We start from the raw sequence: 12,188 nt of genomic DNA, 5'->3' as shown, positions 1-12,188 counted from the left end.
AAAAAACCACGCATCAGCGTGGTTTTTTATGGCCTTGTGTTTAGAACAACACGCGGGTACGAATTGTGCCGTCGATTTGCTGTAATTTCTCTAAAGCTACATTAGAGTATTCGGCATCAACGTCCATCACCAAATAACCAATGGCTTCATTAGTCATTAAACTTTGGGCAGAAATGTTGATATTGTTTTCGGCAAAGACACGGTTAATCGCAGATAACACACCGGGCACGTTCTTGTGGATGTGTAATAAACGATGTTTGCCTGCTTGTAAAGGAATGGCCACTTCTGGGAAGTTGACCGCCGATAAGGTTGTGCCTGTATCAGAGTAACGAGCAAATTTCTCAGCCACTTCTAAACCGATATTGGCTTGGGCTTCTAAGGTAGAGCCGCCAATGTGTGGTGTTAAAATGACGTTATCAAATTTGCGTAATGGCGATAAAAATTCTTCGTCATTCGCTTTGGGCTCTTTAGGGAACACGTCAATCGCCGCACCTGCAATATGGCCACTTTCTAAAGCAGCCGCTAACGCGTCGATATCCACACACGTACCACGCGCCGCATTAATGAAGATGCTACCTTTTTTCATTTGGGCGAATTGTTCAGCCGCCATCATGTTTTTGGTAGAGGCTAATTCAGGGACGTGTAAAGACACAACATCCGCTTGAGCTAATAATTCGCTCATAGAGCCTACTTGACGGGCATTACCTAAGGGTAATTTGGTGACAACATCAAAATAAATGACTTGCATACCCAGTGATTCGGCTAACACCGAAAGCTGAGTACCAATACTACCATAGCCAACAATACCTAAGACTTTGCCACGTGCCTCGTAAGAGCCTTCCGCCGATTTAGACCAACCACCACGATGTACTAAAGCGTTCTTTTCGGGAATGCCGCGTAATAACAAAATGGTTTCGGCTAAGACTAATTCAGCCACAGAACGCGTATTTGAATAGGGGGCGTTAAATACGGGAATGCCTTTTTCCATCGCCGCTTTGAGGTTAACTTGGTTAGTCCCAATACAAAAGCAGCCAATAGAAATGAGCTTATTAGCCGCAGCTAAGACTTTTTCGGTGACATTGGTACGAGAGCGAATACCTAAAAAGTGAACGTCTTTAATTTTCTCGATGAGTGCGTCTTCATCAAGTGCGCCGCGTAAGTATTCAATATTGGTATAGCCATTATTGCTTAAGACATCGAGGGCGTTTTTATGAACGCCTTCTAACAATAAAAAGCGAATTTTAGCTTTATCTAACGATAATTGGCTCATGACAATTCCTGAAGGCCGATAAGAAAACTGGAGGTTTGGACTCAACAATAATCGCTTGGCAGCATGCCAGCACAAAACGCTGAGTGAAAACAGTGAGGGCGCAAGCGGTGTTTGTGCAAGTCCAAGAATCAAGCTAAATATGATAACATAAGCCCATACCGTATAGCCAATGGCCAATGCTCATGCTGACTATGCAGAAGATTCATTGCAATTGACGTCTTCTTTTTTATCTGTCTTTGGTCTTCATTTTAGGAAATACTCCATGTTAAATCCCACCATTATTACCCAACTCCAAGCCATTGTTGGCGAAACGCGTGTTAAAACCGATGCGGACAGCCTAAAAACATGGGGCTGTGATTGGACAAAACACTACACACCCTCCGCGAGTGCCATTGTTTTTCCTGCAACGACTGAAGAAGTACAAGCGATTGTCAAATTGGCGAATCAGGAGAATATTGTTTTAGTGCCATCAGGTGGTCGTACAGGTTTGTCTGCGGGGGCAGTTGCCGCTAATAATGAGGTGGTGATTAGCTTTGACCGTATGAACAAAATTGTTCAGTTTTATCCCGCCGACCGTATGGTCAAAGTACAAGCAGGGGTGGTGACTGAACAATTACAACAATTTGCGGATGAGCAAGGTTTGTATTACCCCGTAGATTTTGCCTCAGCAGGTTCTAGCCAAATTGGTGGCAATATCGGCACTAACGCGGGTGGTATTAAAGTTATTAAATACGGCATGACTCGTGCTTGGGTCTTGGGTTTAACCGTGGTCACAGGTAAAGGCGATATTTTACACCTCAATAAAGGCATGATGAAAAATGCCACAGGTTATGACTTACGCCATTTGTTTATTGGTGCAGAAGGCACGTTGGGTTTTGTTACCGAAGCGGAAATTAAACTCGAACGTAAACCGCGTGATTTGCGTGTGTTGGTGTTGGGTACGCCTGACTTTGACTCGGTGATGAAAATTTTATCGGCTTTTCAAGCTAAGTTAGATTTAACGGCGTTTGAGTTTTTCTCCGATTTAGCGGTGCAGTGTGTGACTGCCAGTGGCGATGTACAGCGTGCCTTTCCTGAAGCAACACCGTTTTATGCGTTGTTAGAGTTTGAAGCCTTATCGCCTGCTATTGAAGAACAAGCCATGCAAGTGTTTGAGCAATGTATGGAAGAGGGTTGGGTGATTAATGGGGTGATGAGCCAAAATGAAACCCAAGCCCAAAACTTGTGGCGTTTGCGTGAAGATATTTCTGAAACCATTGCCAAATATACCCCGTACAAAAATGATATTTCGGTGTTGATTACCCACGTTCCTGCGTTTATTGCCGATATTGATGCCATTGTGCAAGAAAACTATCCAGACTTTGATATTGTTTGGTTTGGTCATATTGGTGATGGTAACTTGCACTTGAATATCTTAAAACCAGCCAATTTGACCAAAGATGAGTTTTTTGGCAAATGCCAAGTGGTTAATAAGAAGGTGTTTGAAACGGTGCAAAAGTACAATGGTTCTATCTCGGCAGAGCATGGTGTGGGTATGACCAAAAAGCCATATTTGGACTATAGCCGTAGCCCCGAAGAAATTGCTTATTTACAAGCGATTAAATTGGCGTTTGACCCCAATAACATTATTAATCGCGGTAAGATTTTTGATGTGAAGTAGGCTTCGACTTCGCTCAGCCACCACGACTTTGCTTAGCTACCACGATTCTGCTCCCTGAGCGGAGTCGAAGGGAGAGAGTAAGTTTTCTAGGGACAACCCTTGTGGTTGTCCTAAACATAACAAAGAGAAAAGACATGAAAAAGCTCGAATTTTTTTACGATATTGTTAGCCCTTATAGCTATATTGCGGCCACACAATTAGGTCAGTTTGAGGGCAAAGCAGAAGTTATTTGGAAGCCTGTGTTATTAGGTGGTGTATTTAAAGCTACAGGCAACTCAGGGCCAGCCTTTACTGTGCCTGCCAAAATGCCTTATATGTTCAAAGACTTACAACGCTTATCGGCTTATTATCAAATTCCATTAAAAATTCCTGCCAATTTTCCTGCCAATACCGTGACCATACAACGCGTATTATGTGCTGCCAGTGATGTAGAACGTCCAGCATTAACTCATAAATTATATGAGGCTTATTGGGGACAAGGTTTGGATGTCACCAATGCTGAGTTGTTAACCCAATTAGTTGGTGCAGAGTTAGTGGCAAAAACTCAAGAAGACAGCGTAAAAAATGCCTTAAAAGCCAATACCGAAGAGGTGGTCGCTCGCGGCGCATTTGGCGCACCGACTTTCTTTTTGGGTGATGACATGTTTTTTGGTTCAGACCGTTTCTTTTTAATTCAAGAGGCTCTTAAATAATGACCTATCAACATCAGTGGTTAAATGGCGAAAAGATAAATTTACCTGTTGGCAAAGCCGTCTGTGTGGGCAGAAATTATGCCGCTCATGCCAAAGAATTGGGTAATGCTGTGCCAGAAGCACCCATTTTATTTTTAAAACCAAGTACGGCCATTGTACCACTGATGCCTGCTTTTGCGATTCCTCAAGACCGTGGCTCTTGTCATCACGAAACCGAAATTGCAGTGTTGATTGGCCAAACGATTAGCAAAATCAGTGTTGATGATGTGCCTCAAGCGATTGCTGGCTATGGTTTAGCCTTAGATTTAACCTTGCGTGATTTACAAAATCAGCTTAAAAAACAGGGTTATCCGTGGGAAGTTGCCAAAGCCTTTGATGGTGCGTGTCCATTATCACCATTTATCAAGCCTGAGCAGTTTAAGGATATTAGCCAAACAGAGTTTAGCTTAACGGTGAATGGTCAAAGCCGTCAGCAGGGTTTTACTCAAGACATGATTACGCCTGTGTATGAGTTAATTGCGTATATTAGCCAAATTTTTACCTTGCAAGCAGGTGATATTGTGTTGACTGGCACGCCTGAAGGCGTGGCAGCTTTGCAGCGTGGTGATGAGTTGGTGTTGTCTGTTGTTGGTCAGTCGTTTGTAAGCAAAGTCAGTTAAGCGTCTTCTTGCCAAGAGTCCTGAAAACGGTGTATTTGTCGGCGTTCTTTTTTATTGGGGCGGTGGTCTGGATATGCCAAGTTGGCCGCTTTACGTTGCAATGCGTGTTCTTCACGACGTGCAATGCTATCGGCGGTCTCTTGGTATAATAATTGAGCTTCGTTGGCACCCCGACGGACATCATTTAAGGCCGTGACAATCACCGTTTTTTCATCAAATCCTTGCCGTATGCGTAACTCCATACCCGTTTTTACTTCTTTACTGACCTTGACACGTTGACCGTTACAATGGACTTTACCTCCTTCAATCGCATCTTTTGCCAAGGTCCGTGTTTTGAAAAAGCGGGCAGCCCATAGCCATTTATCCATGCGCACGACCTGTTGTTCATTGTCTTCTGTCATTGTATCTCGACGCTCCGTTTAACATAGCAAGGAAGAAACGAATCTGCTATAAACCTGTTGAAAATAATATAACGCCTTAGCCGAGACAAGTCATGCATGAAGCGATTCCTTTTTTACGTCGACAGCCGTTAATTATTATGTTTGGTGTTTTGGCGTGGTTGCTCGCAGTTTGGCAACTGAGTCAAGCGGCCATGGCGCAAGGCGTGGTTTTTTATTTTGTTTTAATTGCGCTTAATGGGATTGCCGCATTATTGGCTTTGTTACGGTTATTGTGGCTAATTATCACCACACGCCGTTGGCAAATGGATAATAGGGATAGTTTTTTATGGCTATGTATTATCATAGGCTATGGCAGTGCATTTATGTTGGCACATCATATGGTGCTACCTGCTATCGAGAGTTTTTTCTTAGGCTTCTTACTGTTTAATTTTTCACCTTTACTCAACCGATTTTCGCCATGGATTGCTAACGGTATTTTTATTATCACATCGTTGGTGATTGCCTTATTGCAGCATACCTTACCCGTCATTGTGTTTACCTTATATTTGCTACTGGCGCAAAGTGCCTTATGGTATATGTCCTACTGTAATTTGGCGGAATGGCAAGCGCATTTAGAAACCGCAACCGCGCATGCGCAATTACGCGCTACGCAACAACTCTTAAATGATGCCGTCGCACGCAACGAACGCACCCGAATTGCGCGTGACTTGCATGACCAAATGGGGCATCATTTAGTCGCGCTGAATATACAATTACAAATTTTAGAACGTAAACTGCCAGAGCAAGCGCTCCCCGAGTTAGTCCAAGTACAAGACTTAGCGAAAGAACTATTCAAAGACGTACGCACCACTGTACAACAATTACGTGCCGACCAAGCCAGTTTTAGTGAGTTATTGGAATCGATGCTGTCGAGTATTCCTTTTTTAGAGTTTGATGTCGATATTGATGCCGATTTGGCGATGTTAGATGAACAACTGGCAACCTGTTTATTGCGTGTTGTCCAAGAGGCGATTACAAATAGCCTAAAACACAGTGATGCGTGTCGGTTATGGATTCGTTTGGTACGAGAGCCTGAAGGCTTACGTCTCATGGTAAAAGATAATGGCCGCTTACGTAAAAACGCGGAGTTTAGTTCGGGTAATGGTTTGCGTGGCTTGGGTGAACGCATTGGTGAATTAGGTGGGGCGTTGCAAACGTGTGCCACCCATGAGGGCTTTATGTTGGCTGTGCAATTTCCAGAGGATTGTTTATCATGATTCGCTTATTAGTCGTTGATGACCAAGAGTTAGTGAGGCATGGTATTGTTGCCTTATTAGGCTTTGAAGATGATTTAAGCGTCATTGGCCAAGCTGTAGATGGCGATGATTGTCTAAGTAAGGTAGCAGAATTAAAACCTGATGTGATTTTGCTCGATATTAGAATGCCCAAACGCAATGGTTTAGATACCTTACGCCAATTGCGTTCAGAGCAAAATCATACGCCTGTCATTTTACTGACCACGTTTGATGAACCGATTACCATGGCTCAAGGTCGGCAATTAGGTGCGCAGGCGTGCTTATTAAAAGATATTGGTCACAGCCAATTGACGGCAGCCATTCGCGCTGTGGCGAAAGGTGAAATTATCAATAATCCTAAAGCGGCCGCCCATACGGTGTTTAATCGTCGAGAGTTGGCAATTATTAGAGAGTTATGTGCAGGTAAGCAAAATAAAGAAATTGCTAATGCCTTGCAGTTGAGTGCAGGCACAGTGCGTAATTATTTATCCATTATTTTAGAAAAATTAGAAGTACGCGATCGCACGCAAGCCATCATTCGCTTGCGTGAATTAGGTCTGGCATGAACGGCATCTAAGTGAAGATGAGTGGTATTGTTTTTATAAGTACGTCCGTGCTAATGACATTTGTCACTTATCTTGACCGACCTCACTTTGTACTATGTATACAGTTGTATTCAAGTCACTGTCTACTCGGTAACGTGAAGTCTAAATAGGGTTGTCTACGCTTTTTCTGCTAAGCGATAAAAGTCAATATTAGCGATATCACACATCAAACACGAAGTCGTTTTATGATTGGGCGAATCATCTAATGCTAGGTTTGAGTGGATGATAAGGTGCAAATCGCTAATCTGTGCTTGGCTTGAGTAGAAGGTGTTATTGCTCACACACCGTGTGTTTGAGACGAATAGAGTAGGCTTGAATATTGTGCGCTAGTCTTTGCACCGTGCAATAAGGAGCATGCTCATGAAGGCAATTGCAACCGTTCTGCTAGTCGTGTTGAGTTTTTTTTCTCAGTCGGTGATGGCAACAGAGCAAATGAATATGAAGTTAATTTTAGATAAAAACGGCATTAAAATATGGTCGTATCGTTTACCCGATAGTCCCTATTATGGTTTTAAAGCAGTGACGACGGTCAAGAGCACCTTGACGGGTGTGGTGGCCTTAATTATGGATACCGAATCTGCCAGCCGTTGGTTATATCGTACGCTCGAAGTACAACCCATTAGTTTAGAAAATAATAAAATGAATTTTGTCATTCGGGTTGTAACCGATTTTCCGTGGCCATTCAAAGACCGTGAAGCGGTGGTTGAGGGCAAAATTACCCAAGACCCCCAAAATCATTTTGTTCGTATCGAAAGTAACAGTGTCAACGATTATCCTATTCGTGACGGTTATGAGCGTATGCCTAAAGTAGAAGGGGGCTGGTTGTTTAGACCTTTGACCAATGGCAGTGTCGAAGTCACGATGACGGGGCATGCCGAATTAGGGGGCTATGTGCCTGCGGCGATTGTCAATTTGTTAATTCAAGAGCATCCTTATAATACCTTATTGGCCTTAAAAGGAGTGATTGGTGAAACTCGTTTTCAAAATGCTCGCTTAACAGGTATTCATGAGCCAGTTTTGAACTAATCTGCTGACTGTCAACAAAAAGCCCTTTAACTAAAGGGCTTTTGTTTTGTTGCGTTTATTGATTCTTATAATTGGCCAAATACATCGTCATATTGCCACCCTTCAATACCCCTGCACCTACATAAATATTAGTTGCTGTAAAGGCGAGTCCGCCACTCGTGATATCGGCATCACTTCCTAAGGTGCTATAAGCGAGTAGGGTTGCATTGGCATCAAACTTTTGAGCTGTTTTTCCACCAACCACATAAATCGTATTGTTACTGTCTACCTCTAATTCATTGATGAGACCCGTTTTTTGGGTATTACTGTTCTTAATTGCACCTGTTGTTGGGTCAATAATATAAAGTGTACGTGTGGGGTGTTGCGATACGCCAAAGACAACATTGCCATTTGCCATTAGCCTCACTTTAGGAATACCCGATAATTGGAAAGAGTTCGTATCGGGGTCGTTAAAAAACTTCGACCATACCAGTTGGCCTTGTGGATTTAGGCGTGTCAAATAGGCGCTATCTTGAGGATTACTATTATAGGTAGCAACAAAGACACTGCCATCATTAGCAACGGCCAATTCAGCAGGTGGATTTTGTACAGTATTGAGTGCATAACTCCATACCATATTAAAATTGCTATTATAGCGCTTTACTTGTCCTGTCCCTGCGGTGTAAATGCCTGTGTTATGTACAACCACATCCCATAAGGGAGCAATTTGACTGATAGCATTGCTTAGATTGCCATGGATATCAAATACATATAAATCACGTCCAGCAAGGTATAAGCGATTATTATTAAATTCAATATCACGTAATAGCGGGTTAGCTCCCAGAAGCTGAGCTAAGGAGCGACGCCACACTTCGCTACCAGCACTGTTAAGTTTGACGAGGCTAGTTTCAGTGATGACGTAAATACTCCCATCAGTGCCGATGACACTATCCCAAGGTTTATCATCACTGTCTAAATCAATGCTGCTTTTCCATAGTAAAGTGCCATTGGTGGCATGCTTCGCGACGACAATGACATCATGGCTAGATTGTGTCGAAGAGGAACTGCCCACACTGAGTACCGCCCCTGCGCTATCATAATGGACTTGATGAATCAATTCATAACGGACTTCTTGTTCACTCGCAGAAAACCAACGCTCCCATGTCGGACTTACTTGTACGGCGGTACAGGCAATCAATGTCGATGCAATAGCCGCACTTAAGCAGAGTTTTTGGGAAGGTTTTAAGTAAGACATACGATGACTCCGTCAGAATTACTAACTTCTATTTAGAGGGTGCTAAATTTGAAATTAGCATAAATAAATCAAATAGCTGTGTTTTTTGCTACTCAGATAAAAGCACTCAGTTGATGCTGAGCGAATGACAATATCATACCTAAAAATCTTTGATAAATGATGACAGCGCCTAGAGAGATGCTGACAGTTTTGCAGTGTTTTTTGTGAAATGGCGACAGTTTGTATTTTTTAAGTATTTGAAGTGATTAGAGTTTTTACTCTATGTTTGAGAGAGGACTACGTGTGACGTGCTAGCATAGCCCACACGTCAGAATGGCGATGCACGATGACTTAGATAAGACAGGGTTTGCCTTCTTCTAAGCGTTTAATAACATCGGCTAAACGGTCTTGTTCACAGACAAATTGTTGGCGTAACTCTTGGCTACGTGCAACTAACTCTTCTGTGGTCGCAATCGGCATCAGTACTTTGTGTAGACAAGCTAGGGCTTCCTCTTCAAGGCTGCGTTGATTGCGTGTGGCTGCATCCTGCAAACGTTGAAAGAGAGCGTCAGGTAATTGATTTAACATCAAAGAAGCAGACATAACAGCATACCTTGTATCGTCAAAAATATAATTGGTAATAAGAATAGACTTTAAGATTGTTCAATGCCACTCTTCGGCTGTCAACTCATCTTGTCCAACAATAAATCAGGAATTACACATTTATGACGGAATATAATAGAACGACTCACACGCAAAACGTCAACAGACCCTACTGTCGCAACGCTAATCAACGCGTTCAACAGAGCATATCCTCAATCGGTAAAATTTCCGCGAATTGATTAATGGCAGGAAATTTAAGTCCTGTCCTTTCAGGCGCTAAACTATCAGGATGACTGATAGATAAAATGTGTTCAATACCAAAACGCTGAGCAGTCTCTAGAACGGCTTCGCTGTCATCAATAAACAGTGTACGACGTGGGTCAAAATGAAGATATTGTTGTAGCTCATGCCAAAACTGTAAAAATTCTTTGGGTTTGCCAAATTCATGCGAACTAATAATACGCTGAAAATAGGGGGCAATGGCCGTACGTTCTAATTTTAAGGCAAGGGCGTGCGGATGTGCATTAGTGACCATCCAAACCTGTTTGTTGCTATTCGCCAGACTTTGTAAAAAGTGAAGCGCGTCAACTCGCATACGAATAAGATGTTGTAACTCACGTTTTAGTGCGACAATATTTAAGTCTAATTGTTGAGACCAATAGTCTAGACAATACCAATTGAGTGTACCGTATTGTGCTTTGAAGCGTGGAAATAACTGTTTTTGACTTTCTTCAACAGAAAGTCCGTGTTTTTCTGCGTATTTTTGGGGAACAAATTGCTGCCAGAAATGGTTGTCAAAATGCAAATCGAGTAATGTACCGTCCATATCCAGTAATACGGTATCGATTAAGGACCAAGTGACCATGTTAAATTTATCCGAGTTATTACCTGCTGTTGTCGCTATTAGCGAGAAAGCAGGTGAAGCTATTTTGACCATTTATAATCAGCCAGAACGTTGGCAAGTACAGAATAAATCTGATAATTCGCCCTTAACTGCGGCTGATATGGCTTCACATCATATTATTGATACTGCGCTACGACAATTGTTGCCGATGGTTCCTGTGTTGTCAGAGGAATCAAATGGCGATATGGGAGAACGTCACACATGGCAGTCTTTATGGTTGGTTGACCCTTTGGATGGGACTAAGGAATTTATTAAACGTACTAACGATTTTACAGTCAATATCGCCTTAGTGGTTGATAATAAGCCTATTTTAGGGGTATTACATGCCCCAGTGTATGGAGTGACCTATGCCGCTTTCTTGGGTGGTGGCGCATGGGTGTTTAACCAGCAGGGTGAAAAAACAGCTATTTCGACTTCAGAAGCAGCAAGTATCCCGCGGGTATTATTAAGCCGTAATCATAAAGGTGGCAAAGAGGGCGCTGTGTTGGAAAAAGTCACTGCACGTTTTGGTGACTATGTGGCTTTAGAAGTGGGGAGTGCGTTCAAAATGTGTCGTGTGGCCGAAGGCGCTGCTGACTTTTATCCGCGTTTAGGGCCAACAATGGAGTGGGACACTGCGGCCGCTCAAATTTTAGTAGAAGAAGCGGGTGGTGTACTTGTCGATATTCAGGGGATTCCCTTGACCTATAATGCGCGTGATACCTTAACCAATGGCGAGTTTTTTGTGATTGGTGAAAAGGCTTTAACCCAAGATTGGTTGGCGTGTTGTATTACCAATTAAGTTTCAAATTGACACTAATGCTTCGGCCTTGCTGTGGCACGTCATCACTCAAAGAGGCTTTAGTCTGGTTGGGACTGGGGCCTCGACTAGCCTCTTTGATGTCAGCATCAAAGACGTTACGCACCGTTAAACTACTCTCATAATCGTTAGACCATACATGCCTAATGTTGACATCAAGTGTCGTGTACGCCGCTAGGGCTTCACGGTCATCGCCTGCACTGCGTTTGCTTTTGCCTTCGCGCGTCAATTGTCCCGAAACTTGCCAACCCAAAGGAATATCCCACAACCCTCTGATATAAAATTTATCAACAGGCACCCCTCCTTGAGGCTGATGCGTATTTTTATTTTTAGTGTCTTGGTGGCTGTAGTTAAATAGAATTTGTATCTGATTTAACCCTTGATAACGCCACTCCGTTTCAAAACCCTGACCGACAATACGACCGACATTTTGTGCGCTAAAGGTTTGTTGACCCGCATCGTTGACAAAGTCGATATAGTCATGGATATGAAATTGGTAAAAATTCCAATCAATATGCAGTTTTTTAGAGGGGCGCCATGCAAAAGCCAACTCTTTACTCGTTAATACTTCGGGGGAAAGATTGGGATTACCAAGTGCGACAGGATTATTTTTGCCATAAAGCTCTAAAAAAGCGGGGGCACGAAAGGCACGGCCATAGAGCAACTTAGTTGTGAGAGTGGAGTGCGTATGCCAAACCAACGCCAATCTAGGGTTGACTGTGTCACCAAAGTCGGAGTAGTGGTCATAACGTAAGCCTGACGTCAGTTCCCAGTTAGGATTAATCAGCCATTCATCTTGTGCAAAAATAAAGAAACTCGTGCGTTGTGCTTCGGGTTGAAAAATGTCTGCGGTATCGCTGGTGTCCTTAAAGTTTGGCCGTAATTTGGGAATTGCGCCTTCAAAATAATAATTATTGATATCGTGGCTCTCGAATAAATCGCCCCAGTAAAAACCTGTGCCTATGCTCACACGATGGTCAGGCAGTTTGTAATGGTCAAGAGAAACAGGACAGTTATTTAGGCAGCTTGTCTTAAAAAATCACGTTCAAATATTAATGGTGATTTATAACCTAGCGTTGAAT

The 12,188-nt window shown here is 42.8% G+C and carries 13 protein-coding genes; 7 read left to right on the top strand and 6 right to left on the bottom strand.

Going from position 1 to position 12,188, the window contains the following annotated elements:
- Positions 1 to 40: 40 nt before the first annotated feature.
- Positions 41 to 1,270 (bottom strand): phosphoglycerate dehydrogenase, encoded by a 1,230-nt coding sequence (gene serA / locus C8N29_RS06335; protein ID WP_107865213.1) that lies wholly within the window; start codon positions 1,268 to 1,270, stop codon positions 41 to 43.
- A gap of 262 nt (positions 1,271 to 1,532) precedes the next feature.
- Here serA and C8N29_RS06330 point away from each other — a divergent pair, with 262 nt between their 5' ends.
- The 3 genes from C8N29_RS06330 (at position 1,533) to C8N29_RS06320 (ending at position 4,281) form a co-directional block, all read left to right on the top strand.
- Positions 1,533 to 2,930, top strand: a complete 1,398-nt coding sequence (locus C8N29_RS06330) for an FAD-binding oxidoreductase (protein ID WP_107865212.1) — start codon at positions 1,533 to 1,535, stop codon at positions 2,928 to 2,930.
- 134 nt (positions 2,931 to 3,064) lie between these two features.
- Positions 3,065 to 3,622: a 2-hydroxychromene-2-carboxylate isomerase gene (locus tag C8N29_RS06325; RefSeq protein WP_107865211.1), complete on the top strand. Its 558-nt coding sequence runs from the start codon at positions 3,065 to 3,067 to the stop codon at positions 3,620 to 3,622.
- Positions 3,622 to 4,281 (top strand): fumarylacetoacetate hydrolase family protein, encoded by a 660-nt coding sequence (locus tag C8N29_RS06320; protein WP_107865210.1) that lies wholly within the window; start codon positions 3,622 to 3,624, stop codon positions 4,279 to 4,281. The genes C8N29_RS06325 and C8N29_RS06320 overlap by 1 nt, the downstream gene beginning before the upstream one ends.
- On the opposite strand, the gene hslR is transcribed toward C8N29_RS06320, so the two are convergent.
- A complete protein-coding gene (hslR, locus tag C8N29_RS06315) occupies positions 4,278 to 4,682 on the bottom strand; it encodes a ribosome-associated heat shock protein Hsp15 (RefSeq protein ID WP_107865209.1) in 405 nt (134 codons plus the stop codon). The two genes, C8N29_RS06320 and hslR, sit on opposite strands and share 4 nt — an antisense overlap.
- A gap of 92 nt (positions 4,683 to 4,774) precedes the next feature.
- Here hslR and C8N29_RS06310 point away from each other — a divergent pair, with 92 nt between their 5' ends.
- The 3 genes from C8N29_RS06310 (at position 4,775) to C8N29_RS06300 (ending at position 7,587) form a co-directional block, all read left to right on the top strand.
- Positions 4,775 to 5,938: a sensor histidine kinase gene (locus tag C8N29_RS06310; RefSeq protein ID WP_107865208.1), complete on the top strand. Its 1,164-nt coding sequence runs from the start codon at positions 4,775 to 4,777 to the stop codon at positions 5,936 to 5,938.
- On the top strand, positions 5,935 to 6,522 hold the full coding sequence (locus tag C8N29_RS06305; protein ID WP_107865207.1) for a response regulator transcription factor: 588 nt from the start codon (positions 5,935 to 5,937) through the stop codon (positions 6,520 to 6,522). The genes C8N29_RS06310 and C8N29_RS06305 overlap by 4 nt, the downstream gene beginning before the upstream one ends.
- A gap of 399 nt (positions 6,523 to 6,921) precedes the next feature.
- Positions 6,922 to 7,587, top strand: a complete 666-nt coding sequence (locus tag C8N29_RS06300) for an START domain-containing protein (protein WP_170106911.1) — start codon at positions 6,922 to 6,924, stop codon at positions 7,585 to 7,587.
- Positions 7,588 to 7,642: 55 nt separating this feature from the next.
- On the opposite strand, the gene C8N29_RS06295 is transcribed toward C8N29_RS06300, so the two are convergent.
- The 3 genes from C8N29_RS06295 to yrfG all read right to left on the bottom strand — a co-directional run bounded on the left by C8N29_RS06295 (position 7,643) and on the right by yrfG (position 10,268).
- Positions 7,643 to 8,821, bottom strand: a complete 1,179-nt coding sequence (locus C8N29_RS06295; RefSeq protein ID WP_107865205.1) for an outer membrane protein assembly factor BamB family protein — start codon at positions 8,819 to 8,821, stop codon at positions 7,643 to 7,645.
- Between the two features lie 330 nt (positions 8,822 to 9,151).
- A complete protein-coding gene (locus C8N29_RS06290; protein ID WP_107865204.1) occupies positions 9,152 to 9,403 on the bottom strand; it encodes a FitA-like ribbon-helix-helix domain-containing protein in 252 nt (83 codons plus the stop codon).
- A gap of 196 nt (positions 9,404 to 9,599) precedes the next feature.
- Positions 9,600 to 10,268, bottom strand: coding sequence for a GMP/IMP nucleotidase (gene yrfG, locus C8N29_RS06285; RefSeq protein WP_107865203.1), 669 nt, complete (start codon positions 10,266 to 10,268; stop codon positions 9,600 to 9,602).
- Here yrfG and cysQ point away from each other — a divergent pair.
- Positions 10,267 to 11,088 (top strand): 3'(2'),5'-bisphosphate nucleotidase CysQ, encoded by an 822-nt coding sequence (cysQ, locus tag C8N29_RS06280; RefSeq protein WP_107865202.1) that lies wholly within the window; start codon positions 10,267 to 10,269, stop codon positions 11,086 to 11,088. The two genes, yrfG and cysQ, sit on opposite strands and share 2 nt — an antisense overlap.
- On the opposite strand, the gene C8N29_RS06275 is transcribed toward cysQ, so the two are convergent.
- Positions 11,078 to 12,076, bottom strand: coding sequence for a TonB-dependent receptor plug domain-containing protein (locus C8N29_RS06275; protein WP_170106910.1), 999 nt, complete (start codon positions 12,074 to 12,076; stop codon positions 11,078 to 11,080). The two genes, cysQ and C8N29_RS06275, sit on opposite strands and share 11 nt — an antisense overlap.
- Between the last annotated feature and the right edge of the window lie 112 nt (positions 12,077 to 12,188).

Source organism: Agitococcus lubricus (assembly GCF_003051055.1).
In the GTDB taxonomy this organism is placed as follows: Bacteria; Pseudomonadota; Gammaproteobacteria; order Pseudomonadales; family Moraxellaceae; genus Agitococcus; species Agitococcus lubricus.
This window is presented reverse-complemented; position numbering and strand designations above follow the sequence as displayed.

What these genes read in the sequence shown, in the direction of transcription:
- serA (WP_107865213.1), bottom strand. Translation starts at nt 1,270, where the DNA reads ATGAGCCAATTATCGTTAGATAAAGCTAAAATTCGCTTTTTATTGTTA.
- C8N29_RS06330 (WP_107865212.1), top strand. Translation starts at nt 1,533, where the DNA reads ATGTTAAATCCCACCATTATTACCCAACTCCAAGCCATTGTTGGCGAA.
- C8N29_RS06325 (WP_107865211.1), top strand. Translation starts at nt 3,065, where the DNA reads ATGAAAAAGCTCGAATTTTTTTACGATATTGTTAGCCCTTATAGCTAT.
- C8N29_RS06320 (WP_107865210.1), top strand. Translation starts at nt 3,622, where the DNA reads ATGACCTATCAACATCAGTGGTTAAATGGCGAAAAGATAAATTTACCT.
- hslR (WP_107865209.1), bottom strand. Translation starts at nt 4,682, where the DNA reads ATGACAGAAGACAATGAACAACAGGTCGTGCGCATGGATAAATGGCTA.
- C8N29_RS06310 (WP_107865208.1), top strand. Translation starts at nt 4,775, where the DNA reads ATGCATGAAGCGATTCCTTTTTTACGTCGACAGCCGTTAATTATTATG.
- C8N29_RS06305 (WP_107865207.1), top strand. Translation starts at nt 5,935, where the DNA reads ATGATTCGCTTATTAGTCGTTGATGACCAAGAGTTAGTGAGGCATGGT.
- C8N29_RS06300 (WP_170106911.1), top strand. Translation starts at nt 6,922, where the DNA reads ATGAAGGCAATTGCAACCGTTCTGCTAGTCGTGTTGAGTTTTTTTTCT.
- C8N29_RS06295 (WP_107865205.1), bottom strand. Translation starts at nt 8,821, where the DNA reads ATGTCTTACTTAAAACCTTCCCAAAAACTCTGCTTAAGTGCGGCTATT.
- C8N29_RS06290 (WP_107865204.1), bottom strand. Translation starts at nt 9,403, where the DNA reads ATGTCTGCTTCTTTGATGTTAAATCAATTACCTGACGCTCTCTTTCAA.
- cysQ (WP_107865202.1), top strand. Translation starts at nt 10,267, where the DNA reads ATGTTAAATTTATCCGAGTTATTACCTGCTGTTGTCGCTATTAGCGAG.
- yrfG (WP_107865203.1), bottom strand. Translation starts at nt 10,268, where the DNA reads ATGGTCACTTGGTCCTTAATCGATACCGTATTACTGGATATGGACGGT.